21 protein-coding genes are annotated in these 22411 nt (G+C 66.4%); 11 read left to right on the plus strand and 10 right to left on the minus strand.

The window, feature by feature from the left end; all coding sequences use genetic code 11:
- Window positions 1-156 precede the first annotated feature (156 nt).
- From parC to BMZ69_RS17195, 3 genes are all read right to left on the minus strand, one after another.
- Complete coding sequence (parC, locus tag BMZ69_RS17185; RefSeq protein WP_092158737.1) at window positions 157-2403, minus strand: DNA topoisomerase IV subunit A; 2247 nt, start codon at window positions 2401-2403, stop codon at window positions 157-159.
- 324 nt (window positions 2404-2727) lie between these two features.
- Window positions 2728-3456 carry a DNA repair protein RecO gene (recO, locus tag BMZ69_RS17190; RefSeq protein WP_092158739.1) on the minus strand — a complete coding sequence of 243 codons (729 nt, stop codon included), beginning with the start codon at window positions 3454-3456 and terminating at the stop codon, window positions 2728-2730.
- A 158-nt stretch (window positions 3457-3614) separates the two neighbouring features.
- Complete coding sequence (locus tag BMZ69_RS17195; protein WP_092158741.1) at window positions 3615-3998, minus strand: tautomerase family protein; 384 nt, start codon at window positions 3996-3998, stop codon at window positions 3615-3617.
- 117 nt (window positions 3999-4115) lie between these two features.
- Here BMZ69_RS17195 and BMZ69_RS17200 point away from each other — a divergent pair, with 117 nt between their 5' ends.
- Window positions 4116-4958, plus strand: a complete 843-nt coding sequence (locus BMZ69_RS17200; protein ID WP_092158743.1) for a LysR substrate-binding domain-containing protein — start codon at window positions 4116-4118, stop codon at window positions 4956-4958.
- 122 nt (window positions 4959-5080) lie between these two features.
- Here the strand turns inward: BMZ69_RS17200 and BMZ69_RS17205 are convergent, their stop codons facing one another.
- The 3 genes from BMZ69_RS17205 to BMZ69_RS17215 all read right to left on the minus strand — a co-directional run bounded on the left by BMZ69_RS17205 (window position 5081) and on the right by BMZ69_RS17215 (window position 8889).
- Window positions 5081-7291 (minus strand): RelA/SpoT family protein, encoded by a 2211-nt coding sequence (locus BMZ69_RS17205; protein ID WP_092158876.1) that lies wholly within the window; start codon window positions 7289-7291, stop codon window positions 5081-5083.
- Between the two features lie 157 nt (window positions 7292-7448).
- Window positions 7449-7841 (minus strand): DNA-directed RNA polymerase subunit omega, encoded by a 393-nt coding sequence (rpoZ, locus tag BMZ69_RS17210; protein WP_092158745.1) that lies wholly within the window; start codon window positions 7839-7841, stop codon window positions 7449-7451.
- Between the two features lie 112 nt (window positions 7842-7953).
- Complete coding sequence (locus BMZ69_RS17215) at window positions 7954-8889, minus strand: LysR substrate-binding domain-containing protein (RefSeq protein WP_280142114.1); 936 nt, start codon at window positions 8887-8889, stop codon at window positions 7954-7956.
- Window positions 8890-8959: 70 nt separating this feature from the next.
- On the opposite strand from BMZ69_RS17215, the gene BMZ69_RS17220 reads away from it, so the two are divergent.
- Window positions 8960-9670: an FMN-dependent NADH-azoreductase gene (locus BMZ69_RS17220; protein ID WP_092158749.1), complete on the plus strand. Its 711-nt coding sequence runs from the start codon at window positions 8960-8962 to the stop codon at window positions 9668-9670.
- Window positions 9671-9728: 58 nt separating this feature from the next.
- Here the strand turns inward: BMZ69_RS17220 and BMZ69_RS17225 are convergent, their stop codons facing one another.
- On the minus strand, window positions 9729-11426 hold the full coding sequence (locus BMZ69_RS17225; protein ID WP_092158751.1) for an ATP-binding protein: 1698 nt from the start codon (window positions 11424-11426) through the stop codon (window positions 9729-9731).
- A gap of 204 nt (window positions 11427-11630) precedes the next feature.
- Between BMZ69_RS17225 and BMZ69_RS17230 the strand changes: the two genes are divergently transcribed.
- Window positions 11631-12383 (plus strand): pyridoxine 5'-phosphate synthase, encoded by a 753-nt coding sequence (locus BMZ69_RS17230; protein ID WP_092158753.1) that lies wholly within the window; start codon window positions 11631-11633, stop codon window positions 12381-12383.
- 9 nt (window positions 12384-12392) lie between these two features.
- Entirely contained in the window at window positions 12393-12797 is a 405-nt protein-coding gene (gene acpS, locus BMZ69_RS17235; RefSeq protein WP_092158755.1) for a holo-ACP synthase, read from the plus strand.
- A 34-nt stretch (window positions 12798-12831) separates the two neighbouring features.
- Here acpS and aqpZ read toward each other — a convergent pair whose 3' ends face one another.
- The gene (gene aqpZ, locus BMZ69_RS17240; protein ID WP_092158757.1) at window positions 12832-13542 is read right to left on the minus strand and encodes an aquaporin Z; all 711 of its coding nucleotides are present in this window, start codon (window positions 13540-13542) and stop codon (window positions 12832-12834) included.
- A gap of 380 nt (window positions 13543-13922) precedes the next feature.
- Here aqpZ and lepB point away from each other — a divergent pair, with 380 nt between their 5' ends.
- From lepB to BMZ69_RS17270, 6 genes are all read left to right on the plus strand, one after another.
- Window positions 13923-14687, plus strand: coding sequence for a signal peptidase I (gene lepB / locus BMZ69_RS17245; protein WP_092158759.1), 765 nt, complete (start codon window positions 13923-13925; stop codon window positions 14685-14687).
- The gene (rnc, locus tag BMZ69_RS17250; RefSeq protein WP_244543414.1) at window positions 14684-15415 is read left to right on the plus strand and encodes a ribonuclease III; all 732 of its coding nucleotides are present in this window, start codon (window positions 14684-14686) and stop codon (window positions 15413-15415) included. Before lepB ends, rnc begins: the two co-directional genes overlap by 4 nt.
- The gene (gene era / locus BMZ69_RS17255) at window positions 15408-16319 is read left to right on the plus strand and encodes a GTPase Era (protein ID WP_092158763.1); all 912 of its coding nucleotides are present in this window, start codon (window positions 15408-15410) and stop codon (window positions 16317-16319) included. The genes rnc and era overlap by 8 nt, the downstream gene beginning before the upstream one ends.
- A 177-nt stretch (window positions 16320-16496) precedes the next feature.
- Window positions 16497-17111: a LabA-like NYN domain-containing protein gene (locus BMZ69_RS17260; RefSeq protein ID WP_092158765.1), complete on the plus strand. Its 615-nt coding sequence runs from the start codon at window positions 16497-16499 to the stop codon at window positions 17109-17111.
- Window positions 17112-17229: 118 nt separating this feature from the next.
- Complete coding sequence (locus tag BMZ69_RS17265; RefSeq protein WP_348272482.1) at window positions 17230-17958, plus strand: superoxide dismutase; 729 nt, start codon at window positions 17230-17232, stop codon at window positions 17956-17958.
- A 60-nt stretch (window positions 17959-18018) separates the two neighbouring features.
- On the plus strand, window positions 18019-18405 hold the full coding sequence (locus tag BMZ69_RS17270; RefSeq protein WP_092158769.1) for a nuclear transport factor 2 family protein: 387 nt from the start codon (window positions 18019-18021) through the stop codon (window positions 18403-18405).
- A gap of 117 nt (window positions 18406-18522) precedes the next feature.
- Here the strand turns inward: BMZ69_RS17270 and smpB are convergent, their stop codons facing one another.
- Together smpB and dapA are read right to left on the minus strand one after the other, a co-directional pair.
- The gene (gene smpB, locus BMZ69_RS17275; RefSeq protein ID WP_092158771.1) at window positions 18523-18996 is read right to left on the minus strand and encodes an SsrA-binding protein SmpB; all 474 of its coding nucleotides are present in this window, start codon (window positions 18994-18996) and stop codon (window positions 18523-18525) included.
- A 38-nt stretch (window positions 18997-19034) separates the two neighbouring features.
- The gene (gene dapA, locus BMZ69_RS17280) at window positions 19035-19928 is read right to left on the minus strand and encodes a 4-hydroxy-tetrahydrodipicolinate synthase (RefSeq protein ID WP_092158773.1); all 894 of its coding nucleotides are present in this window, start codon (window positions 19926-19928) and stop codon (window positions 19035-19037) included.
- Between the two features lie 297 nt (window positions 19929-20225).
- On the opposite strand from dapA, the gene BMZ69_RS17285 reads away from it, so the two are divergent.
- Complete coding sequence (locus BMZ69_RS17285) at window positions 20226-22265, plus strand: lytic transglycosylase domain-containing protein (RefSeq protein WP_175506844.1); 2040 nt, start codon at window positions 20226-20228, stop codon at window positions 22263-22265.
- Window positions 22266-22411: the final 146 nt, after the last annotated feature.

Here is a 22411-nt window from a genome sequence, read left to right on the forward strand (position 1 = left end):
ACGGATTGATTCAGGCTGCCGGCGTAAGCCTTTGAAACAGCGTCATTGTAGGGCGGAGCGAAGCGCAGGCGCGAGAATCTCCTGACGAGAAGACGCCGATCGGAGACTCCTCCGGCCCGAGATGCTCGGGTCAAGCCCGAGCATGACGTCCTGCCCTCACCCCCCGAACTTATTGTTCTTCGGGAAGCCCTTGGGCGGCAGGCGGCCGGCCTCGGCGCGGTGGCCGAGCCATTCCAGCAATTCGGCCTGCGCCACCGTCCAGGTCCGGCCAGACGTGTCGAGCCAGGTCAAACCGTCCTCCAGCTTGAAGACCTTGGCGTCCGAGAGCCCGCCATCCTTGTAGCGCTGCAGCCTGACACCCTTGCCGCGGCTCATCTCCGCGACCTCGGAGATCGGGAAGCAGAGCAGCTTGCGGTTCTGGCCGATGATCGCGACATGATCGCCCTCGGCCGGCACCGCCAGCATCGCCTCGACCGGCGCCTCGACGTTCAGCACCTGCTTGCCCTTGCGGGTATTGGCAACGACGTCGTCGGTCGGCACGACGAAGCCGCGCCCTTCCGTCGTCGCGACCAGCAGCTTCAGGCCGGCGTTGTACGGGAAGGCGGCGACGATGTCGGCGCTCTCCTCCAGCTCGATCATCAGGCGGATCGGATCGCCGAAGCCGCGCCCGCCGGGCAGCTTCGAGGCCTCCAGCGTAAAGACCTTGCCGTTGGTCGCCATCACCAGGATCTTGGCGGTGGTCTCGCTGAAGAAGGCTGTGCGCAGGCCGTCATCGCCCTTGAAGGACAGCGTCGAGAGGTCCTGGACATGGCCCTTCAGCGCCCGAATCCAGCCCTTCTTCGAGATCACCACCGTCACCGGCTCGCGCTCGACCATGGCCTGGGTCAGGTCGATATCGGCAGTGTCGGGCATGTCGGCGAAGGTCGTGCGGCGCTTGCCGATCGCCGTCTCCGGACCGAACAGCTTCTTCACCTCGCGGATGTCCCACGAGATCGTCTTCCACTGCTGCGCCTCCGAGGCGAGCAGCCCCTCGATCTGGCCCTTCTCCTGGGTCAGCTCGTCGAACTCGGTCTTGAGCTGCATCTCCTCCAGCTTGCGCAAGGCGCGCAGGCGGGTGTCGAGAATGGCGTTGGCCTGGACCTCGGTGAGCTCGAAGGCCTTCATCAGCTCGATCTTGGGCTCGTCCTCCTCGCGGATGATTTTGATCACCCGGTCGAGGTCGAGATAGACGATTAGCAGGCCGGCGAGGATTTCGAGGCGCTTCTCGATCTGGCCGAGGCGGAAGCGCGAGCGGCGCTGCAGGACCTCGCGGCGATGGTCGAGCCAGGCGCGCAGGGCTTCGGCAAGACCGAGCACGCGCGGCACCAGTCCGCCGGTCAGCACGTTCATGTTCATCGGAATGCGCGATTCGAGCTCCGAGAGCTTGAACAGCGATTCCATCATCAGGTTGGCGTCGACATTGCGGGCGCGCGGCTCGATGACGATGCGGATGTCCTCTGCGGATTCGTCGCGCAGGTCTGCCACCAGCGGCAGTTTCCGCTCATTCAGCAGCTCGGCGATCTTCTCGATCAGCCGGCCTTTCGAGACCATGTAGGGGATCTCGGTGACGACGGCGAACCAGGTGCCCCGGCCCTGGTCCTCGACATGCCAGCGCGCCCGGGTACGGAAGGCGCCGCGACCGGTGCGATAGGTCTCGACCATCGAGGAGCGCGACTCCACAATGATGCCGCCGGTCGGGAAATCGGGTCCCGGCACGAAGGTCATCAGCTGCTCGGAGGTCGTGTCGGGGTGCTGGATCAGGTAGAGCGCCGCGTCGCAGAGCTCGGCAGCGTTGTGCGGCGGGATCGAGGTCGCCATGCCGACCGCGATGCCCTGCGAGCCGTTGGCGAGCAGGTTCGGGAAGGCGGCCGGGAGCACCATCGGCTCCTCGTCCTCACCGTTGTAGGTCTCGCGGAAATCGACCGCGTCCTCCTCGATCCCGTCGAGCAGGAGGCGCGCGACCTCGGTCATGCGCGCTTCGGTGTAACGGTAGGCGGCGGCGTTATCGCCGTCGATATTGCCGAAATTGCCCTGGCCGTCGACGAGCGGGTAGCGCTGGGCGAAATCCTGCGCGAGGCGCACCAGCGCATCATAGACCGACTGGTCGCCATGCGGGTGGAACTTACCGATGACGTCGCCGACGATGCGGGCGCATTTCTTGTGGACCTGGCCGGGGTCGAGCCGGAGCAGGCGCATGGCGTGCAGGATGCGGCGATGGACCGGCTTCAACCCGTCGCGCGCATCCGGCAAAGCGCGGTGCATGATCGTCGACAGCGCATAGGCGAGGTAGCGCTCCTCGAGCGCGCTCTTCAGATCGACGCGTTCGGCTTCCTCCTCCGGAGGCGGCTCGACGGGTTTGCCCATGCTTCTACTGACCTTCGAGTTTACGGCGCGCCGTCATTCCGGGGCAGTGCGAAGCGCTGAGCCCGGAACCCATGAACACCGCCCCTCTCCGTCATGGTCGGGCTTGTCCCGACCATCCACGTCTTCGCCCGGCGAACCGGGCGTGGTGTTCAAGACGTGGATGCTCGCCACAAGGGCGAGCATGACGGGCTGGAGCCGCCTCGTGGTCATGGGTTCCGGGCTCGCCGCTGCGCAGCGCCCCGGATTGACGCGCGAATCACCTGTTGCACAATGCCGGTGGAAAGGCAGCAACGCAAAACGTCGCCGCCCGAAAACCAGCGGAAATCAGTGGATTCTCGCCGCCAGTTCCAGCAGGCGCGCCCGCTCGGGCGGCTCCTGCAGGCCACGAGGTTCATAGAGGTCGCGGCGCAGGAAGAAACCGGTCAATGCGAAGCCGGCGGCGATCTCGGCCGGGGCCGGCCGGCGCGCGCCCTGCCCTTCGCTCAGGAAGGCCGGCAGGCCGAGGAGCCGATCGAGATAGGGCTCGGCGGCCTTGCGGCTCACCGCCTTGCCGGATTTCGGCGAGACATGGGTGAGATCCTCGCGCAGGCCGGTGACGGCGCAACGTTCGAGCGCAAGCCCGTAGCCGAGTTCGGAGAGCATGGCGAGCTCGAAGCGCACCATCAGCGCCGGCGCGATCGCGATCTCGTCGAGATGGGCCAGCAGGACCGACAGACCTTCATAGAGGCCGGGATGCGGGTCGCGCTCCGGCAGCAGACGCAGAAGCCCGGCGACATTGGCGAGCCCATAGAGCGCCACCGGCTGTGCCATCAATCGCGCCGCATGCGAGGTCAGGAGTTCGACCTTGTATTCGCCGAGATGCTCGTCGAGCCGCGCCCGCCAATTCAGCGAGACGAGGTTGCCGGGCTGCAGCACCGGCTGCTGCTTGCTGGAGCGCCCGCCACGGACGAGGCCGAGATGGCGGCCATGGTCGCGCGTCATCACCTCCAGGATCACGGCGCTCTCGCCATGGCGCCTGACGCCGATGATCGTGCCCTCGTCGCTCCATTCCATGCGGGGAGAGTTAGAGCGCGGCGCCGAACGCCGTCAATCGCGCGTCATTCTCGGGCGAAGCGCAGCGCAGACCCGAGAATCTCATGACGAGAAGGCGCTGTAAGGGGCCTCCTCCGGCCTGAGATGGTCGGGTCAAGCCCGACCATGACGCCCTTTGGCTACGCCACGTACTGCGCGATCCCTCCCCCGAACGACCAGTCCTCGCGCTTGACCTCGACCAGGTTGATGAAGATGTCGTCGGGCTTCAGGCCCGGCTCCTTCTGCAGGTTCTCGGCGATGGCGGCATAGAGCGCCTTCTTCTGGCTGACGCCGCGGGTGTTGGCGACATTAAGCTGGATGATCACCAGCGCGTCGCTGCGGTTGAAGCCGAAATAATTGTTGTCGAAGATGAATTCTTCCGCCTCGTGCTGGTGCACCACGGCGAAGAGATCGTTCTCCGGCACCTCGAAGGTCGTGCGAAGAGCGCGATACACACCATCGACGATGGCGGCGGGGTGCGAGGCCGGACGGCCGCGGCGCATCGAAATCCGGATCAGAGGCATGACAGGCTCCATATGGCAGGGGCGGCCTTCGCCGCCGACGCCTTGAAACTAGGCTTGAAATTACGATCTGAAAATCGTATTTTTGGTGATATCAATAATCGCGAATTCAGATTTATCATGAGCAACACACTCGACCTCGACGGCGTCGCCGCCTTCCTGCGCGCAGCGGAGTTCAGCAGCTTCACCCGCGCCGCCGAGGCGCTCGGCACGGCGCAATCACTGGTGTCGACGCGCATCAAGAAGCTGGAGGAGGCGCTCGGCCAGTTGTTGCTGCAGCGGCATCCGCGCCTCGTTAGGCTGACTGCCGAAGGCGAGCGCTTTCTGCCGGCGGCGCGCGAATTGATGGCGGCGCATGAGCGAGCGCTGACCTCGTTCCGGCAGGTCCAGGAGCGCATCACGATCGGCATCAGCGAGCAGGCGGTCGGGGCCGACGCCCCTGCCCTGCTGGCGCGGCTCGCCCGGCACGACCCCTCACTGGTGATCGGCCTGCGCATCGAACCCTCGGCCGCGCTCGACACGGCCTTCGAGCGCGGCGAGCTCGATGTCGCGGTGATCCGCCGGCTGGGCTCCGGCCGCACCGGCGAGGTGCTGCGGCGCGACGCCTTCGGCTGGTTCGGCGCGCCGTCGCTGACGAAACCCGACGGGCCGGTGCCGCTGGTCAGCCTGATGCCGGAATGCCGCCTGCGCCGCCACGCCATGGAGGCGCTGGACAGCGCCGGCCTGCCCTGGCGCGAGGCCTTCATCGGCGGCGGCATGGCGGCGGTGCTGGCCGCCGTCGAAGGCGGTCTCGGCGTCTCGCCACTGGCCGCCCGGATCGCGCCGCGCGGGGCGGTCGATCTCGGCCCGGACTGGGGGCTGCCGACGCTCGACACCTTCGACGTCGTGCTGCGCAGCAATGTCGCGACGCCGCGCGCGAATGCTTTTGTCAGGGAGCTCGCGGCGGCGTTCCGGGCGGGGTGACTGGGGCCGTCATTCTCGGGCGGAGCGAAGCGCAGACCCGAGAATCTCCGGACGAGAAGGCGCCGATAGGAGCTACCTCCGGCCTGAGATGCTCGGGTCAAGCCCGAGCATGACGCCCTTCTCTACGCCACCACTCTCTCGACCCGGCTGATCACCCGCTTCTCGCGCAATTCGCTGATGATCGCGCTGAGGTGTTTCAGGTCCCAGACCGTCAGGTCGATGGTGACGTCGGTGAAGTCCGGCGTCGGGCGGACCATCGAGACGGCGTCGATATTGCCGTCATGCTCGGCGATGGTGGTGGTGATCTGGGCGAGCGAACCGGGCTCGTTGATCGAGTTGAGCTGGATGCGCGCCGGGAAGCGCTGCGGGCGCTTGTCGTCGAGATCCCAGCGCACGTCGAGCCAGCGCTCCGGCTCATTGTCGAAGGCGGCGAGCGAGGGCGACTGGATCGGATAGATCGTCACCGCCTCGCCCGGCGTCAGGATGCCGACGATACGATCGCCCGGCACGGCGCCGCCGCCCGGCGCGAAGCGCACCGGCAGGTCGCCGCCAAGGCCGCGGATGGGGATCGCGTCGGAGCCCGGCGTCTCGTTCGGCAGCTTGAATTTGAGGTTCTCGCCCTGGCGCAGCTCGAACCAACCCTTTCCGGGCGGCGGCGCCTTGGCATCGCCGGTGACGCCGCGCTTCTCCGGTTCGAGATCGGGATAGACCGCCCGCACGACATCGCCGGAGAACATCTCGCCGCGCCCGACGGCCGCGAGCACGTCATCGACCGCGGTGCGGGCGAGCCGCTTCAGCGCGGCCTTGAGCTTGTCGTCGGTGAAGGGCCGCTCGGCCCGCATGAAGGCGCGCTCGAGGATCTGGCGGCCGAGGCCGGCATATTGCCGGCGCACGGCGACGCGCGTGGCGCGGCGGATGGCGGCGCGCGCCTTGCCGGTCACCACCAGCGATTCCCAGGCGGCCGGCGGGGCCTGGCCCTCGGCGCGGGTGATCTCGACCTCGTCGCCGTTCTGGAGTTCGGTCAGCAGCGGCGCGATCCGGCCATTGATCTTGGCGCCGACGGCGGTGTTGCCGACATCGGTATGGACGGCATAGGCGAAGTCGATCGGCGTCGCCCCGCGCGGCAGGGCGATCAGCCGGCCCTTGGGCGTGAAGCAGAAGACCTGATCGTGGAACAGCTCAAGCTTGGTGTGCTCGAGGAACTCCTCGGGATTGTCGCCCTCGGCCAGGAGATCGACGGTGCGGCGCAGCCATTGATAGGCGCGGCTCTCATCGGCGGCGGCGACGACGCCGGCGGTGCGGCCATCCTTGTAGCGGGCATGGGCGGCGATGCCGAACTCGGCGACGCGGTCCATGCCGTCGGTGCGGATCTGCAATTCGACGCGCTGGCGGCCGGGACCGACCACGGTCGTGTGCAGCGAGCGGTAATCATTCTGCTTCGGCGTCGAGATGTAGTCCTTGTAGCGGCCGGGGACCATCGGCCAGGTCATGTGGACGATGCCGAGCACGCGGTAGCAGTCCTCCGGCTTGTCGACGATGACGCGGAAGCCGAAAATGTCCGAAAGCTGCTCGAAGGAGACGGATTTGCGCTCCATCTTCTTCCAGATCGAATAGGGCCGCTTGCGCCGGCCATAGACCTGCGCCTCGATGCCGCGCTCGGCCAGCTTGGTCTTGAGATCGCTCTCAATCTCGCCGATGACCTTGCCCTCGCGCTGGGTCACCTCCTCCAGCCGCTTGGTGATGGTCTCGTGCGCCTGCGGCTTGATGTGGCGGAAGGCGAGTTCTTCCAGCTCCTCGCGCAGTTCCTGCATGCCCATGCGGCCGGCGAGCGGCGCATAGATCTCGATCGTCTCCTCGGCGATGCGCAGGCGTTTCTCGGGCGGCACATAGTGCAGCGTGCGCATGTTGTGCAGCCGGTCGGCGAGCTTGACCAGCAGCACGCGGATGTCGTCGACGATGGCGAGCAGGAGCTTGCGAAAGTTCTCGCCTTGCGCCGCCTTCTTCGAGACGAGGTCGAGCTTCTTGATTTTGGTGAGGCCGTCGACGAGGCGGCGGATATCGGGCCCGAACAGGGTCTCGATCTCCTCCAACGTCGCCTCGGTGTCCTCGACAGTGTCGTGCAGGACGGCGGCGACGATGGTGGCGTCGTCGAGCTTGAGCTCGGTCAGGATCGCCGCGACTTCGAGCGGATGGGCGAAGAAGGGATCGCCCGAGGCGCGCTTCTGCGTGCCATGGGCACGCATGGCGTAGACATAGGCGCGGTTGAGCAGCTCCTCGTCGGTGTTCGGGTTATAGCGCTTGACCCGGTCGACAAGCTCATATTGCCGCATCATGCCCATGCGGGCGCAACTCCACCGCTCAGTTCAGCTGGATTCATTTCAATATCGACGATGGCGCCAGTCCCCGGCAAGGCGAATTCGCACAGGACGGGCATGAAAAAAGCCCGGCAGGGCCGGGCTTTAGCAGATATCGTCAACGCTTTCCGACAGCTCAATCCTCGTCGTCGGCGCTCTCGGTCGGCGGAACGAGGCCGTCGAGGCCGCGCAGCAGATCGTCTTCGCTCATCCGGTCGAACTGGATCTCGGAATCGGGTGTCGCCGCGCTCGGCTGGCTGCTGGTCAGCAGCGGCACCGTATCGGCTTCCGGCTCGTCGACCTCGACATGCTTCTGCAGCGAGTGGATCAGGTCTTCCTTGAGATCCTCGGGGGTGAGCTTCTCGTCGGCGATCTCGCGCAGGGCGACGACCGGGTTCTTGTCGTTGTCGCGCGGGACGAGGATCGAGGAGCCCGAAGCGATCATGCGGGCGCGATGGCTCGCGAGCAGAACCAGCTCGAAGCGGTTCTCGACCTTGTCGATGCAATCCTCAACGGTGACGCGAGCCATTCGCGGCTCCTTCTGATCTTGCGCGATGCGATGGAAAGGTTGAACGGCGCTCATACAGGCTGAGCGCTTGAGATGCAAGGTTTTGAACCGGCTCGCCGAAGGCGCCCGGCGATCACGGCGACGCCACCGCCTTCAACCATTGCCTGACAGCCTGGACATCGGCACTGGCCATGTTCTCCTCGGTCGCGACCAGATGGTAGCGGTGCCCCTCAATAACCGGGCCGAACGGGTGGACGAGGACGCCGCGCGCCAGCTCGTCCTCGACCATGAGCAGGCTGACGATGACGGCGCCCTGCCCGGCCACCGCCGCCTGGATCGCGTGGCTTTCGTCGGTGATTCGCAGGCCCGCATCGATATTCAGGCCCGGCACCTGCGCCAAGGCCTGCCAGCGCCGCCAGTCCGGCTGCAGGTCCCGGCGCCGCCATTCCGAATGGATCAACGTCGCCGCGGTGAGATCGGAAGAGTCGCGCAGGCCGAGCGCAGGGCTGCAGACGACGCCGAAGCGGTCCTGGCACAGCACTTCGGAGGCCAGACCTGCGAACGGCCCTGCCCCGTAGCGCACGGCGATGTCGGCGGCGCCGCCGGCCAGATCGACGGCGTCGTCCGAAGCGTGCAGCCGCAACGCGAATTGCGGCCATTGCGCCTGGAACGAGCTCAGTGCCGGAATCAGGCGCCGGGCGGTGAAGAGCGTCGTCGCGCTGACCGTCACCGCGCTCCGCGCGGGCGCTGCCGACAGCGCGGCGATGGCCCGCGCGAAACTGTCCAGACCGTCCCTGAGCACGGGATAGAGCTGCGCGCCGGCCGGCGTCAGCGCGACGCGCCGGACATGCCGCTCGAACAGCGGCAGGCCGAGCGTCGCCTCCAGCAGCCGCATCTGGTGGCTGATCGCGGTCGGCGTCACCGCCAGTTCGTCAGCCGCCTTCTGGAAGCTCAAATGACGCGCCGCAGCCTCGAAGGCGCGCAGCGCGGCCAGCGGCGGAAGTTTCCGGGGATTTGTCACAGATGAAACAATCTCATCTATCAGCTGAGGAATTCGCCTTTGTAGCACAGATGGATAGCGACCTATCTGAAGGAAAGCGAGAGCTTCACATGAGCTGCTCGGCTTTATGGAGATCGTTATGCAGTCCCTCAACATCCTCCAGATCGATGCCAGCGCCCGCCCCGGCATCTCCGGGGTCGACCCACGCGGGTCGCACACCCGCCGCCTGACCCGCCGCTTCGTCGAGCGCTGGCAGGCTGCGCGTCCGCAGGACAGCGTGACCTATCGCGATGTCGGCCAGCAGCCGCCCTCACCCGTCAGCAGCGACTGGATCGCCGCAGCGTTCACCCGGCCCGAGCGCCGCGACGAGGCAGCGCGGGCGCAGCTCGCCGAGAGCGACATGCTGGTGCAGGAGTTGCTGCGGGCCGACCTGATCGTGATCGGGGCGCCCATGTACAATTTCGGCCTGCCCGCCCAGCTCAAGGCCTGGGTCGACAATGTCGTGCGCGTCGGCGTGACCTTCGGCTTCGACCGCAGCCGCCAGGGCGAGCCTTATTGGCCGATGCTGCCGGCGGGCAAGCGCCTCTTCATCCTCTCATCGCGCGGCGACTACGGCTACGACCCTGGCGGGCGCCTGGGAGACATCAACCTGGTCGAGCGCGGATTGAGCGTGCCGATGAGCTATCTAGGCCTGACGCAAACCCATTCGATCGCCATCGAGTATGACGAGTTCGGCGATGAGCGCCTGCGGGCGTCGATCTCGGCGGCCGAGGCCGCGGTCGATGCGTTGGTCGCGGAGCTGGCGCGGAATGCTGCCGAGGTCGTGGAGCGCGAGCCTGTGATGGCCTGACCGAACCGCAGCGACGATCCGGTGAAGCAGCCAAGCCGACCGGGTCGTGGCGCTGCCCTCAGAGCCCGCGCATGCGGGCAACGAGCTCCTCGACCAGCGGCTCGCGCGGCTCGACTTGCCCCGGCATCCTGCCGGCCATGGCCGGCAGCTCCTCCGGCCGCTGCTCCGCAAAGCGCATGCGCATCGTCGTCGCCACCGCCTCGCCGAAGGCGATCGCCTCGCGATTGCCGATCGAGGAGAGGAAGGAGATGGTGCTGGCCGAGGCGTCGGCGATCGCGGCGCGGATGATCTGCTGGTCGCGCTCGTTGCCGAGGCGCATGGCGAAGACGGTCGAGCACTGCGACAGGATGGTCGGGTCGAGCTCGCCTGGGCGCTGCGTCACGATGCCGAGATAGGCGCCGTATTTGCGTCCTTCCTTGGCGATGCGAGCGATGGCCTGGCGCGTCGGCGTGAAGCCAAGCGCCTGGTCCTGCGGGACATAGCGATGCGCCTCCTCGCAGAGCAGCAGGACCTCGTAACCGCCGCGACTCGCCATGGCGAGGTCGAAAGAGAGCCGCGCCAGGCTGGACGCAACGGCGTTGACGACCTCGGAAGGCAGCCCGGCGAGCTGGAACACGGTGATCGGCCGGCCGCGATGCGGCACCCGGAAGACCTGGCTCACCACCGGCGCGATCGTCTCCATGCTGTTGGCATGGGCGAAGAGGAAGCCGTAGCGCGGGTCGGCGTGCAGTGTTTCCAGCCGTACCCTCAGCGCTCGCAGGGTCGTGCGCGGATAGCGCAGCTCGTGCAGGCCGATCAGTTCGTCGATCGCGGCAAAAAGATCGGCGAGGCGATAGGGCGCGGCGAACTCGGCCGTTCCACTGCTTTCGCCCGGCCGGCGGGCGGCGCCGAGATCCAGTGGCCGCTTCAGTACGCTGCTGCCGAGATCGCGCGCCATATCCTGGGGCGAGACATTGCGGTAGCGGGCGCGCGCGGTTGCGATGGCCTCTCGCAGAATCTCGGCTTCGTCTTCCAGGGGCGGGCGGCCGCGGAAGACAATGTCGGCGAATTCCTCGAAGCGAAACAGCCAGAACGGCAGGTCGAGCGTGTTCGCATCGATCCGTACCGAATTGTCGGGGAAGGCGTGAGCATACTCGTTGTGGGGATCGAGGATCAGCACGCGCAGGTTCGGTTTGACCGCGACCGCCTTGCGCAGGATCAGTGCGACCGCACTCGACTTGCCGACGCCGGTGGTGCCGAGCACGGCGAAATGACGCGAGAGCAGGCGCTCGATGTCGACGCTCGCCGAAACACCCGCATCTTGCGTCAGGCTGCCGAGGACGACGCCCTTGCGCTGGCCGAGATCGTGGATGTGCTCCAGGTCGCGCGAGCGGATGCGGTGCGCCAACGCCCCGATCGGCGGATAGCTGGTGATGCCGCTGTCGAAGCGCGCGGTCCCGCTCTCGCCGTCGACGACTTCGCCGAGCAGCTCGACTTCGACCGCGACAGTATTGGCTGCGGCCTCGTTCCAGATCGGCTCCAGCGCACGCATCTCGTAGACCAGCCCGACGATGCGGCTCCTGCCGAGATTGATCGAGAGGAGGCGGCCGATGGCGCAGCCGTCCAGCGCTCCCCTCGCCACGCTCGCCGCGATGGTGGCGCGCGAGCCCGAGCAGGCGATCACGCGGCCGAGCGCACGGTCGGTCGGCTGGCTTGGATCACGCCGGTCGGACGTGATCTCGCTCTCGAACTGGCGATGGTTCGCGGGAAGCTGCATGACAGGTCTGAAAACGCCTCAGAGAGATGTGCGAGGCTAGTTTCCAGGACTTAACAACAGTCACGCCGCAAATTGCGTGCATATTCCCATGAAGCACGCATTGCGTGTGTCGATTGATCAACAACGCTGACGGGGTCGATCACATCGCTTGCCTTGAACCCGTGTCGGTCGCGGCGTAGACGGCGAAGGACGAGGGGGGCGACGATGACCAAGAACCGCTTGCGCCTGGGTGTGAACATCGACCATGTCGCGACCGTGCGGAATGCGCGCGGCGGCGCCCTGCCCGATCCGGTACGCGCCGCGCATCTCGCGGTAGCCGCCGGCGCCGATGGCATCACCGCCCATCTGCGCGAGGATAGGCGCCATATCCGCGACGCCGACATGCAAAGGCTCGCGAGCGAACTCTCCAAGCCGCTGAATTTCGAGATGGCCGCGACAGCGGAGATGATCGGCCTCGCCGAGAGATTCAGGCCGCATGCCGCCTGCCTGGTACCGGAGAAGCGCGAGGAGCGCACCACCGAGGGCGGGCTCGATGTGGTCGGGCAGGCCCAGGCGCTGGCTGCCCCGATCGCCCGGCTGCGGGACGCCGGCTGCCGCGTCTCGCTGTTCATCGAGGCGGATGAGGCCCCGATCGCGATGGCGGCCAAGCTCGGCGCGCCGGTCGTCGAACTCCATACCGGCACCTGGTGCCATGCCGTCGCCGATGGCCATGCCGACAAGGCGGAAGCCGAGTTCCAGCGGCTCGCCAGCGGCGCGGCCTTCGGCGCCTCGCTCGGCCTCGAGGTCCATGCCGGGCACGGGCTGGATTACGACACGGCGCGCAAGCTCGCCGGCGTTCCAGCCTTTGTCGAGTTCAACATCGGCCATTTCCTGATCGGCGAAGCGATCTTCGTCGGGCTGGAGACCGCGATCGCCGTGATGCGGCGGGCGATGGACGAAGGCCGTGCCGCCAGCTAAATCGGCGGGATGATCCTCGGCATCGGCTCTGATCTCTGCGACATCCGCCGCATCGAAAACTCGCTCGCCCGCTTCGGCGATCGCTTCACGCAGCGCGTCTTCACGGCCGGCGAGCAGGCGAAATCCGACCGCCGCGCCACCCGTGCGGCCTCCTATGCCCGCCGCTTCGCCGCCAAGGAGGCCTGCTCTAAGGCGCTCGGCACCGGCATCCGCTCCGGCGTGTTCTGGCGTGACATGGAGGTGGTGAACCTGCCGAGCGGGCGGCCGACCATGCGGCTGACCGGCGGCGCTGCGGCGCGTCTCGCCGAAATGGTGCCGCCCGGCCATGAGGCGGTCGTGCATGTCTCGCTGACCGACGATCCGCCTCTGGCGCAAGCCTTCGTGGTGATCGAGGCCAGGCCCGTTCAGGCCTGACCTCGGATTGCGTATCGTGCGGCCGGGGCCGACCTCAGCCGGTGACCTGGTCCTGCGATTCACCGCTCAGCCAGCGATAGATCACGCCGCCAAGAACGCCGCCGATGATCGGCGCCAGCCAGAACAGCCAGAGTTGCTGCAGCGCCCAGCCGCCGACGAACAGCGCCGGGCCGGTCGAGCGCGCCGGGTTCACCGAGGTGTTGGTGACCGGGATGCTGACCAGGTGGATCAAGGCGAGCCCGAGGCCGATGGCGAGCGGAGCGAAGCCGGCTGGCGCCTTGCCATGGGTCGCGCCCATGATGATGAACAGGAACATCATGGTCATCACCACCTCGGTCAGGAAGGCCGAGGCCAAGCCGTATTTGCCGGGCGAATGTTCGCCATAGCCGTTGGAGGCGAAGCCCTTGGCGAGATCGAAGCCGGGCGCACCGACCGCGATGAAATAGAGCACCGTGGCAGCGAGGATGGCGCCGACGACCTGCGCGACGATGTAGGGAACGACCTGACTGGTCGGGAAGCGTCCACCGGCGGCAAGGCCGATCGTGACGGCCGGATTGAGGTGACAGCCGGAGATGTGGCCGATCGAGTAGGCCATGGTGACGACGGTCAAACCGAATGCGAGAGAAACGCCAAGCAACCCGATGCCGACCTGCGGGAAGCCCGCCGCGATCACGGCGCTGCCGCAGCCGGCGAAGGTCAGCCAGAAGGTCCCGATCACCTCTGCGACATAATTTCTCGTGCTCATGTCGATTCCCCCATTGGTTGCGATCACAGGACTGTGATCCCAGGGCGACCCAGCGTCAATCTGGCGCAGACGCAGAGGCCAGCCGCGCCGATGAAGGCCGGCCGTCAGGCCAACGCAGGTTCCGGTAGGCAGCGCTTTACCGGTCTCCGCGCGGCGTGGCCGGGCCGGCCTGCAGCGGCGCTCGCAGGGTCGCCTTGCGCTGCGGACAGCACCCGGGGCTTTTCGGCGCCGGCCGATGGGAGTATCGGCACGACGTGCCTACGGCCCGTGCAAGGGCCGCCCATCCTTCCCATATTGCCTTGCCATGCCGCAGCTGCGTTGTCCGACGCCCGATAGTCGGCTAGACCGCGCACTTGAAACGCAGCCAGCAGGAGCCACGCGTGGCGAACGACGCCGAGATCAAGAGCAAGACCAAGGACGAAGGCGGCATCCTCGAGACGATCAAGGTCGTCGTCCAGGCACTGCTCATCGCCCTGGTGATCCGCACCCTGCTGTTCCAGCCCTTCAACATACCCTCGGGCTCGCTGATCCCGACGCTGCTGATCGGCGACTATCTGTTCGTGTCGAAATACACCTACGGGTATTCGAAGCACTCGATGCCGTTCAGCCCGCCGCTGTTCCAGGGCCGGATCTGGGCCGCCGAGCCCAAGCGCGGCGACATCGCCGTGTTCAAGCTGCCGAGCGATAATTCGACCGACTACATCAAGCGCGTCATCGGCCTGCCGGGCGACCGCATCCAGATGATCGACGGCGTGCTGCACATCAACAACCAGCCGGTGAAGCGCGAGCGGATCGCCGATTTCGTCACCACCGACGCCTGGGGCCGTGCCGCGAACGCGATCCAGTATCGCGAGACCCTGCCGAACGGCGTCAGCCACCAGATCATCGAGCGCGAGGGCGACACCGGCACCTTCGACAACACCCCGGTGTTCGCGGTGCCGGCCGGCCATTTCTTCATGATGGGCGACAATCGCGACAACTCGCTCGATTCGCGCGACCGCAGCGTCGGCTACGTGCCGTTCGAGAATTTCGTCGGCCGCGCCGAGATCATCTTCTTCTCGATCGACGAGGGAGCGTCGGCCTGGCGCATCTGGGAATGGCCCTGGACGGTGCGCTGGAACCGCATGTTCTCGACGATCAAGTGAGCAAGGCCAGCGATAGCGGCCGCAAGCTGCCCGAGCTCTCGCGGCTCGAGGACAGGCTCGGCCACCGCTTCCGTGACCGGGCCCTGCTGGAGACGGCGCTTACCCATATGAGCGCCGATCCGCGCCGGATCGCGAGCTATCAGCGGCTCGAATTTTTGGGCGACCGCGTGCTCGGCCTCTCGGTCGCCGACATGCTGTTCACCACCTATCCGCAGGCCGAGGAAGGCGACATGTCGCGCCGCCTCGCCGACCTCGTGCGCAAGGAGACCTGCGCGGCGGTCGCGAGCGCCTGGGATGTCGGGCCGCATCTGCGGCTCGGCGAGGGCGAAATCCTCTCGGGCGCGCGCAAGAACAAGGCGATCCTGGCCGATGCCTGCGAGGCGATCATCGGCGCCGTCTTCATCGATGGCGGCTATGGCGCGGCGCGCAAGCTGGTCGAGGCCGGCTTCGGCGAGCGGCTGCTGACGCCGGTAACGCCCTTGCGCGACGCCAAGACGGCGCTGCAGGAATGGGCGCAAGGCCAGGGCCATCCGACGCCGACCTATGCCGAGCGCGGCCGCTCGGGCCCCGACCATGCGCCGATCTTCCGCATCGCGGTGCGAATCGGCTCTTTGGCCGAGGCCGAGGCCGAAGGACGCTCGAAGCGGCTGGCCGAGCAGGCGGCGGCCGAAGCCTTCCTGCGCCGGCAGGGATTGTGGAACGAAGGGGCGGAGGCTGACCATGGCTGAAGGCGACCAGCAGACCCGCTGCGGCTTCGTCGCGCTGATCGGCGCGCCCAATGCCGGCAAGTCGACGCTGCTCAACCAGCTCGTCGGCGCCAAGATTTCGATCGTTTCGCGCAAGGTGCAGACGACGCGCACCCAGGTGCGCGGCATCGCCCTCTCCGGTCAGACGCAGATCATCTTCGTCGACACGCCCGGCATCTTCGCGCCCAAGCGCCGTCTCGACCGCGCCATGGTGACGAGCGCCTGGGGCGGGGCGACCGATGCCGATTTGATCGGCGTGCTGATCGATGTCGGCCGCTTCGACCACGAGGAGAACACCGCGCTGCTGGAGAAGCTCGCCGTGCTGAAGCAGCCGAAGTTTTTGATCCTCAACAAGATCGACACGATCCCGAAGGAGAAGCTGCTCGCCATCACCGCGGCGGTGAATGAGAGCGCCACGTTCGAGACGACCTTCATGGTCGCGGCGCTGACCGGCTATGGCGTCAAGGACATCCTGAGCTGGCTGGAGACTCGGCTGAAGCCCGGCCCCTGGCTTTACCCGGAGGACCAGATCTCGGACGCGCCGCTGCGCTTCCTCGCCGCCGAGATCACCCGCGAGAAGATCTTCGAGCGCCTGCACGACGAACTGCCCTATCGCTCGACCGTCGAGACCGAGAGCTGGCAGCAGCGCCCGGACGGCTCGGTCCGGATCGAGCAGACGATCTATGTCGAGCGCGAAGGCCAGCGGAAGATCGTGCTCGGCGAAGGCGGCCAGACGATCAAGGCGATCGGCCAGAAGGCGCGTGTCGAGATCGCCGAGGCGGCCGAAGCGAAGGTGCATCTCTTCCTGTTCGTCAAGGTTCGGGAGAACTGGAGCGACGATCCGGAACGATATCGCGAGATGGGGCTGGAGTTTCCGAAAAGCTGAATAGTGCGGCTTTCGCACGCGCAAATGGCAAAATTCGCTCGCAACCTTGCGCGGTACGCCGCATTCACCACATAAACGCCGAAGGGCTGCTCGATTTGGAGCGCCAGCCTGACATTATTCAACCTTGATCCGTGCCGATTCTTATTGATCGACCGTATTTGAGCCAGGAGCCATTACATGGCAGGTGAGCCGCGCATCGCGCTCTTCATCGACGGTGCCAATCTCTATGCGACATCGAAGCAGCTCGGCTTCGATATGGACTACCGACGTTTGCTCAAGGAGTTCCAGGGTCGCGGCAATCTGATCCGGGCCTTCTACTTCACGACACTGGTGGAAAGCGAAGAGTACACCTCGATCAGGCCGCTGGTCGACTGGCTCGACTATAACGGCTACCGGGTCATTACCAAGGCCGCCAAGGAGTTCACCGACGCGACCGGCCGCCGCCGCGTCAAGGGCAATATGGATATCGAGCTGGCCATCGAAATGCTCGAGCTCGCCCCTCATCTCGACCACATCTACCTGTTCTCCGGCGATGGCGACTTCCGCCCGCTGGTCGAGGCGGTGCAGCGCAAGGGTGTCAAGGTCTCGGTGGTCTCTACCATCAACACCAATCCGCCCATGGTCGCCGACGATCTGCGCCGGCAATGCGACGAGTTCGTCGAGCTCGCCAGCCTGATGCAGAAGGTCGGGCGCGACCCGGCCGAGCGAGCCGCCCGGGCACCCGGCCAAGCCAATCCGGGGCTGGAGCGCCGCTATGGCATCCGCCAGGGCGACGAGACGCCGGAAGGCTGAACCTGCCCCACCCTCTCGCGTTGTCGATCGAAGAGCAGTGGCGTCGAGCCGCGGGCACTTGACCGCGACCGCGGCTCGCGCAAGCTCTGTTTCCGCAACGACACCCGGAGGGCACGCCTTGGAACGCCGCAGCTTTCTTACCGGCCTCGCCGCCGGCTCCGCCTTCGTGATCGCCCGCCCGGCGCTGGTCCTGGCACAGGCGGCACCAGCGCCGGCTCCAGCCGCCGCGCCATCGGTCTTCACGCTGCCGAAGCTCTCCTATGGATACGAGGCGTTGGAGCCGACCATCGACGCGCAGACCATGCGCATCCACCACTCGCTGCACCATCAGGCCTATGTGAACGGCGCCAACGCCGCCGCCGGCCAGTGGGAGGCGCTGAAGACCACGCCGATCGAGACGGTGCTGGCCGATCTCAGCGCCGCGCCCGACACTGTCCGCACCGCGGTGCGCAACAATGTCGGCGGTCACTGGAACCACAGCTTCTTCTGGGAGCTGATGACGCCCGGCGGCGCACAACAGCCCGGCACGGAGCTGAAGAGCGCGATCGATAGCGCCTTCGGCTCGGTCGACGAATTGACGAAGCGGGTCAATCAGGCCGGCGCCACGCGCTTCGGCTCGGGCTGGGCCTGGCTGGTCGTCGGCAAGGACAAGAAGCTCGCGATCATCTCGACGGCGAACCAGGACACGCCGCTCGAGCTCGGCGCCAAGGCGGTGCTCGGCGTCGATGTCTGGGAGCACGCCTACTATCTGAAATACCAGAACCGCCGGCCGGAATACCTCACCGCCTGGTGGAAGACAGTGAACTGGGACAAGTCGAACGAGAATTTCAAGAAGGCTATGGCATAGCGAGGGAACTTCCCTCGGCTTCTCCCGTTACGGTTGCAATGGGGAAGCCTGGGGTGGCGAATGTCGCATGATGCCAGCGAGATCGCACGCGCCTGCTACCAGGCCTATGTCGACAACGATCGAACCGCGATCGAAGCGCTCATCGCCGAAGACTTCCACTTCACCAGCCCGCTCGACAACCGCCTCGATCGCACAGCCTATTTCGAGCGTTGCTGGCCCAACTGCGAGCGCATCCGAGCCTGCGGGTTCAAGCGCCTCGTAGCGATCGGCGAAACGGTGTTCATCACCTATGAGGGCGAGGCGGTCGACGGCAAGGGATTCTGCAATACCGAAATCCTGACGATCCGGGACGACAAGATCGTCGAGGTCGAGGTGTATTTCGGCTGGTCGCTTCCCCATCCGGCGCCGGAGGGAGAATTCATCGAGGCAAATGGGCTCACCGGCTAGAGCATTCTCGAGCGAAGTGGAGACCGGTTCGCGTGAAGAAAATGCGATAAAACAAGGATCTAGAGCAATTTCGCGATTCGAAGAATTGCGAAATTGCTCTAGCCGGAGCCTCAGCGCCTACCCGCCCGTCTTCAGGATGCGGGCCTTGTCGCGGTTCCAGTCGCGGGTCTTCTCGGTCTCGCGCTTGTCGTGCAGCTTCTTGCCCTTGCCGAGGCCGAGCTCGACCTTCGCCCGGCCCTTGTCGTTGAAATAGACCTTGAGCGGGATGACGGTGTAGCCCTCGCGCTGGATCGCGCCCATCAGCTTGTTGATCTGGCGGCGATGCAACAGCAGCTTCCGCGGCCGGCGGACATCGTGGTTGAAGCGATTGGCTTCGAGATATTCCGGGATATGGGCGTTGAACAGGAAGAGCTCGTTGCCCATCGGGCCGGCATAGCTCTCGCCGATCGTCGCCTTGCCGCCGCGCAGCGACTTGATCTCGGTACCCTGCAACGCAATGCCGGCTTCCAAGGTCTCGGTGATGGCATAGCTGTAGCGCGCCTTGCGGTTGTCGGCCGCAAGCTTGTAGCGCTCTGGATCTGGCTTGCTCATCGAAACACTCCGGTAGTCGGCATGGCCGACTACCTCACTTAAGCATTCAGCAGGCCGGCGTGAACCATGGCGCTGCGAATGACTTCGCCCGTCGCCGGCGTCACCGGCAGCAAAGGCAGGCGGACCTCTTCCTCGATCCGGCCGAGGCGCTTCAACCCATGCTTGGCGCCGGCAAGGCCCGGCTCCTTGAAGATGGCGTCGTGCAGCGGCACCAGCCGGTCCTGGATCTTCAGGGCGCCGGCGTAGTCGCCCTTGAGGGCGCAGGCCATCAGGTCGGCGCAGAGCTTGGGCGCGACATTGGCGACGACCGAGATGCAGCCATGGCCGCCGGCGGCCATATAGGCCAGCGCCGTCATGTCCTCGCCCGAGAGCTGAATGAAGTCGGGGCCGAGCACATGGCGCTGCTGCGAGACACGGGCGAGATTGGCGGTCGCGTCCTTCACCCCGGCGATGTTCTTCAGCTCATAGAGCCGGGCCATCGTCTCGACCGACATGTCGACCACCGAGCGCGGCGGGATGTTGTAGATGATGATCGGGATGCCGATCGCGTCGTTCACCGCCTTGAAGTGCTGGTACATGCCTTCCTGGGTCGGCTTGTTGTAATAGGGCGTGACCACGAGCACGGCGTGCGCACCGGCCTTCTCGGCGTGCTTTGCCAGCGAGATCGCCTCGGTGGTGTTGTTCGAGCCGGCGCCGGCGATGACCGGCACCCTGCCCTTGGCCTGGTCGATGACGATCTCGGTGACGCGGCCATGCTCGTCATGGCTGAGCGTCGGGCTCTCGCCGGTGGTACCGACCGGAACCAGCGCGGTCGAGCCGCTTTCGATCTGCCAGTCCACCAGCGCGCGCAACGTCGCCTCGTCGATCTTTCCGCCCTTGAAGGGCGTCACCAGCGCGGGCATAGAACCGGTGAGTGGCGCATGCTTGGTCATGGACGGTCCTGAAAACGACAAAGTTCGGCGTGAAACGGTTTCCCGCCAAAAAAACAGGCGACAGACATAGCCTTTCAGCTGCAGTCCGCAAAGCCGGCAACCCATCAAAAATCGTGGCGGCATGGTTAGGACTTCCTAAAGCTCCCTGCGGGAGCATGGACTATCGCTACGATCCGGCTTGCTTGGGGGGACCCCTTGATGGCGCTATCGCCGGGCCGACGGTTCTTCGGAGCTGGCCTGACGCTTATCCTTGTTGCTGTTGGACCCTGCTCGGCGGGCCCTGACGGCTCGCATCCGTTGCAGCTCGAGCGCCTGGCGCGCGTCGATACGAGCGACGATACCGGACCAGCGAGTGTCGATGTCGGCGTGACCGCCTCGCTCGCGCCGCAGACCGGGCCAGCTGCACCGCGCGTTCCACCGGCCGAGATCGCTCGGCCGGAAGAGCGTATCGATCTCGCCCCCCTCAAGAAGGCAGTCGCGGCCTACCGCGCCGGCAAGCTGGAGGAAGGCGACGCCATCGCTCGCGGCATCGACGACAAGGCGGTGCGCGGCATGCTCGAATGGGTGGCGCTGCGCAGTCTCGCCAATGTCGTCAGCTTCGAGCGCATCGCCGACTTCCTCGACGCCTTCCCGAACTATCCCGGCACGACGCCGTTCCGCCGGCGGGCCGAAGCGGCGCTGATCAACGACCGGCGCTCGCCCGAAATCGTCCGCGCCTTCTTCCATGGCCGCGAGCCGATCAGCCCGGCCGGGCGCGTCGCACTCGCCCGCGCGCTGGCGGCCGAAGGCAAGCAGGACGAAGCGCAGGCTCTCGCCCGCCGGACCTGGCTCAAGGACCATCTCGGCACCGGGCTCGAGAAGATCGTGCTCGACAATTTCGGCGACAAGCTCACCACCGCCGACCATCGCCTGCGCACCGAGCGCTATCTCTTCGCCGGCAAGAGCGAGGAAGCGCTGCGCAATGCCGCGCGCGTCTCGCAGGACTATGTCGCGCTCGCCAAGGTCCGCCTCGCCAGCGCCAAGGCCAAGGGGCCGATCGCGCAAAAGCAGATCGACGCCGTGCCGGCGGCCATGAAGAAGGACATCTCCTTCGCCTTCCTGCAGGCGCAGCAGGCCCGCCGCTCCGGCAAGCCGGCCGATGCTGCCAAGGCGATCGCCGAGGTGCCACGCGACCCCGCCGTGCTCGGCGACGGCGACGGCTGGTGGGAGGAGCGCCGGCTGATCGCGCGCAAGCTGCTCGACGAGGGCGACGCCAGGGGTGCCTATGCGGTCGCCGCCGGCCATGGCGCCGAGGACACGGCCGAGCGCATCGACGCCGAATGGCATGCCGGCTGGATCGCCCTGCGCTTCGAGAAGGATGCCGAGCGGGCTGCGAAACATTTCGCCGAGGCCGCCAAGATCGCGGAGACGCCGATCTCGGTGGCGCGCACCACCTATTGGCAGGGCCGCGCCGCCGACGCACTCGGCAAGACCGAGGAGGCGAAGACCTTCTACAGCCGCGCCGCCGAGCACCCGGTCGCCTATTACGGCCAGCTCGCCCGCGCCCGGCTCGGCCTCAGCGACCTGCCGGTGCGGCGCACCATGGCGGCGCCGCTGGCGCATCTGCCCGGTTTCAAGGCGGCCAAGCTGCTCTATGCGATCGAGGCGCCCGACCTCGCCGGGCAATTGCTGATCGATCTGTCGCAGCGCCTGCACGATACCGCAGCGCTCGAAGCGATCGCCGACATCGCCCGCCAGCGCGCCGACGCCAGGACCCTGCTCACCATCGGCAAGATCGCGCTGCAGCGCGGCTTCCCGCTCGACGAGGCCGCCTTTCCGACCTTCGGCGTGCCGGAGTTCCCCTCGGTGGGAGACCCGATGGAGCGCGCCATCGTCCACGCCATTGCCCGCCAGGAAAGCGCTTTCGATCCCGGCGCGGTCTCGCATGCGGGGGCGCTCGGCCTGATGCAGATGATGCCAGCGACGGCCCGCGAGACGGCGCGGCGGGCGCAATTGCCGTTCGAACTCGACAAGCTGACCAAGGACCCGCTCTATTCGGCCAAGATGGGCGCGGCCCATCTCAACGACCTGCTCGGCGACTGGCGCGGCTCCTATATCCTGACCTTCGCCGCCTATAATGCCGGCTCGGGCAATGTGAAGAAGTGGATCACCGCCTATGGCGACCCGCGCTTGCCCGAGGTCGATGCGGTCGACTGGGTCGAGCGCATCTCCTTCACTGAGACGCGCAACTATGTGCAGCGGGTGATGGAGAATCTGCAGGTCTATCGCCAGCGCCTCAACCAGCGCACCGCCTACATGATCGACTACGATTTGAAGCGCGGCGGCAAGCGCGACTGAGCGCCCTTCTCCTTCTGAAGCCCCTCTCCTCCCCGGCCCGCCGCAATAATCGCGACGCGAACCTATCCCATGCCTGGCAGCACACCGTCGCAATGATTGTTCCTGCCAATTGCAATATTTGAAACTTTCAAGTATCCGCCCTTCCA

The organism is Allobosea sp. CRIB-10 (assembly GCF_900112185.1).
Classification (GTDB): domain Bacteria; phylum Pseudomonadota; class Alphaproteobacteria; order Rhizobiales; family Beijerinckiaceae; genus Allobosea.